Annotated in this window: 4 protein-coding genes; 3 read left to right on the top strand and 1 reads right to left on the bottom strand. The window is 68.5% G+C overall.

Going from position 1 to position 3,709, the window contains the following annotated elements; translation table 11 throughout:
* On the top strand, window positions 1-415 hold a 415-nt coding region (locus AC3XYG_RS02075; protein ID WP_489138154.1), incomplete at its 5' end, for a polysaccharide biosynthesis protein.
* 37 nt (window positions 416-452) lie between these two features.
* A complete protein-coding gene (gene pseC, locus AC3XYG_RS02070; protein ID WP_489138153.1) occupies window positions 453-1,658 on the top strand; it encodes a UDP-4-amino-4,6-dideoxy-N-acetyl-beta-L-altrosamine transaminase in 1,206 nt (401 codons plus the stop codon).
* 7 nt (window positions 1,659-1,665) lie between these two features.
* Here the strand turns inward: pseC and AC3XYG_RS02065 are convergent, their stop codons facing one another.
* On the bottom strand, window positions 1,666-2,310 hold the full coding sequence (locus AC3XYG_RS02065) for an NnrU family protein (protein ID WP_489138152.1): 645 nt from the start codon (window positions 2,308-2,310) through the stop codon (window positions 1,666-1,668).
* A 238-nt stretch (window positions 2,311-2,548) separates the two neighbouring features.
* Between AC3XYG_RS02065 and AC3XYG_RS02060 the strand changes: the two genes are divergently transcribed.
* Window positions 2,549-3,496: a sugar ABC transporter substrate-binding protein gene (locus AC3XYG_RS02060; protein ID WP_489138151.1), complete on the top strand. Its 948-nt coding sequence runs from the start codon at window positions 2,549-2,551 to the stop codon at window positions 3,494-3,496.
* Window positions 3,497-3,709: the final 213 nt, after the last annotated feature.

Genomic DNA, 3,709 nt, shown 5'->3' with positions numbered 1-3,709 from the left:
CACCGACGACCGCATGACCCGGTTCTGGATCACGCTGCAGCAGGGCGTGAACTTCGTGCTGTCGAATTTCGAGATCATGCGCGGTGGCGAGATCTTCGTGCCGAAGATCCCGAGCATGACCATCGCCGACCTGGCCCGCACCCTGGCGCCCGGCGTGCCGCACCGCACCGTCGGCATCCGGCCGGGCGAGAAGCTGCACGAGGTGATGATCGCGGTCGACGACGCCCATGCCACGGTCGAGCTGGCCGACCGCTTCGTGATCGAGCCGCAATTCGGCGAATACACCCGCACCTCCTTCGCCAAGGACGGCAGCGGCACGCCGGTGGCCGACCGCTTCAGCTACGGCAGCGACAACAACACCGAATGGCTGGACGGCCCCGGCCTGCTGGAGATCCTGGACCGGCACGCGGCCTGACGGCCGTCCCTTCCTGCACGGATCGGAGGCAATCGCCGTGACCTTCCTGCCCTATGGCCGCCAGTATATCGACCAGGACGACATCGACGCCGTCGTCCGGGCGCTGCAGGCCGACTACCTGACCACCGGCCCGACGGTCGGCGAGTTCGAGCGTGCCTTTTGCGCCGCCACCGGCGCGCCTTATGCCGCCGCCTGCGCCAACGGCACCGCGGCGCTGCATCTGGCGGCGCTGGCGCTGGATCTCGGGCCCGGCGACGTCTGCATCGTCCCGGCGGTGACCTTCCTGGCCACCGCCAACTGCGCCCGCTTCGTCGGCGCCGAGGTGGTGTTCGCCGATGTCGACCCCGAGACCGGGCTGATGCGCCCGCAGGACCTGGAGGCGGCGATCGCCCGGATTCAGGGCGGCCCCGACCGGCTGCGGGCGGTGCTGCCGGTCCATCTCGCCGGCCAGGCCGTGGCGCTGGCGCCGATCGCCGAGATCGCCCGCAGCCACGGCGCTTTCGTGATCGAGGATGCCTGCCACGCGCTGGGCACCGAATACGATGCCGGCGAAGACTGGGTGCAGATCGGCACCTGCCGCCACTCCGACCTGGCCTGCTTCTCGTTCCATCCGGTCAAGACCATCGCACTGGGCGAAGGCGGCATGGTCACCGCATCCAAGCCGGAGCTGCAGCAGAAGCTGGCCCTGCTGCGCTCGCACGGCCTGACCCGCGACCCCGACGCCTTCGTCAACACCGAGATGGCGGTCGACCCGGCGCAATCAGGGGTGAACCCCTGGTACTACGAAATGCAGTCGATCGGCTTCAACTACCGGCTGACCGACATCCAGGCGGCGCTGGGCATCAGCCAGCTGCGCAAGCTGGACTGGTTCAAGACGCGGCGCCGGGCCCTGGCCGCCCGCTACGACGCGGTGCTGGCGCCGTTGGCCCCGGCGATCCGGCCGATCGGCAAGGCGCCGGGCTGCAATCCGGTGCTGCACCTCTACGAGGTGCTGGTCGATTTCGCCGCGATCGGCATCACCCGCGGCCAGCTGGTGCGGGCGCTGCAGGCCAAGGGCATCGGCACCCAGGTGCACTATATCCCGGTGAACCGGCAGCCCTATTACGAGGCGCTGTACGGCCGCCACCCCCTGCCCGGCGCCGAGGCGTTCTATGCGAGCTGCCTGTCGCTGCCGCTGTTCCCGGCCATGGCCGACGACGATGTCGAGCGGGTGGCCGACGCGCTGCGCGACGTGATCGGCTAAGGCTTTCCTAAAGGAAGCCGTGCAGCCACAGCGCGGCGACGAACAGCACGATGCCGAGGCCGAGGCGCCAAGCCGCCAGTTCGCCCAGGCGCAACTCGCCGCGGCCGGCCAGGATGGCGGCGAAGGGCAGGCGCGAGGTGTGGCGGGCGAAATCGTCCCAGGCGGCCCCGAGCCGCGCCGCACGCTTGCGGTCGATCGAGACCATGCCGTTCAGCGCCGTGACCAGGATCGCCCCGAACAGCAGCAGCCCGGCGAGGTCGCCATTGACCGCGAGATGCGCCGCCGCCCACAGGGCGAAGGCCCACAGCATCGGGTGGCGGGTGATGCGGGTGATGCCGGCGACCGGCAGCGCGCCCAACCGCTCCGCCCCCACCTGGGTCGGGTTTCCGGGCCCCAGGCTGTAGGCCAGCAGCACGAAGCCGAGGAACACCGGCACCGCGGCAACCCAGAATGGCGCCGGGCTCCACAACGGCTGATAGGGCGCGCCGCGATAGGCCAGGGCCAGCCAGACCAGGCCGGCGACGCTGAGCCCGGAGAACAGGCCGCTGTAGCCGCCCTCGCCCAGCCGCGCCACCAGCAGCGGCCGCAGCGGGCCGGCGACCGCGAGATGCAGCAGCACCCAGAACAGGGCCGCGAGGATCAGCGACAGCATCGGCACCGCCTGCCACGAGCTTCCGGAGGCCTTCGGTCTAGCACAGCGCCCGGCCGTTGTGGCCTGCCTCTGGCACGGCTGGAACAGGTTACACGCGAAATAGAACATAAATTCTGAATTGCCTTCGTTATAAAAATCCTGTTCAATTCCTGCGATCAACCGACACCGGTGCCGGGCACGGCGCGAGCCGCTTCCCCGGCTTCGAGAATCGGAAGACGCATCCTAGGGAGGACACAAGATGCTTCATAAATTGCTGTGTGGCGCGGCCATGGGCGCCGCCATGGTGCTGGGCCTTGCCGCACCCGCGGCGCAGGCGGCCAATGAGCGCTTCGTGCTGATCAGCCACGCGCCCGATTCCGACAGCTGGTGGAACACGATCAAGACGGCAATCCGCGACGCCGGCAAGCAGACCGGCACCACCGTCGACTACCAGAACCCGTCGACCGGCGACCTGGCCGACATGGCCCGCATCGTGCAGCAGGCCACCGCGTCGAAGCCCGACGGCATCATCATCACCATCGCCGATTTCGACGTGCTGAAGGGCCCGATCATGGACGCCGTGAAGAAGGGCATCCCGGTCATCACCATCAATTCCGGCACGGCGGAGCAGAGCAAGCAGCTCGGCGCGCTGATGCATATCGGCCAGCCGGAATACGACGCCGGCAAGGGCGCCGGCGAGAAGGCCAAGGCCGCCGGCGTGACCAAGTTCGTCTGCGTCAACCACTACATCACCAACCCGGCCTCGGTGGAGCGCTGCCAGGGCTTCGCCGACGCGCTGGGCGTCAAGCTGGGCGACCAGATGGTCGATTCCGGCATGGACCCGAGCGAGGTGCAGACCAAGGTCTCGGCCTATCTGCGCGCCCACCCCGACACCAACGGCATCCTGACGCTGGGCCCGAATTCGGCCGAGCCGACCATCGCCGTGCTGAAGGCCAACAAGCAGGCCGGCAAGATCTTCTTTGCCACCTTCGACCTGAGCGCCGCCATCGCCGCCGGCATCAAGGACGGCACGGTGACCTTCGCCATCGACCAGCAGCCCTACCTGCAGGGCTACCTGCCGGTGGTGCTGCTGACCAATTACGTCCGCTACGGCGTGATCCCCAGCAACAACATCAACTCCGGCCCCGGCTTCATCACCAAGGACAACCTGGCCCAGGTCGAGAAGCTGGCCGGCGAATACCGGTAACGGCAATGCGTGGCCTCTCCCGCTTGCGGGAGAGGTCGGAGACGCGAAGCGGCTCCGGGTGAGGGCTCTTTGTCGAGGCCGGGGCCCGCCCTCACCCGGAAATCCCAAGGGATTTCCGACCTCTCCCGCCAGGCGGGAGAGGCAACGCGAACATCCACCTCCCTCTTCCCGCCCGAACAGCCCGGAAGACGCCATGACCACGATCCAGACTGA

The sequence above is a fragment of the Inquilinus sp. genome (assembly GCF_057815775.1).
This window is presented reverse-complemented; position numbering and strand designations above follow the sequence as displayed.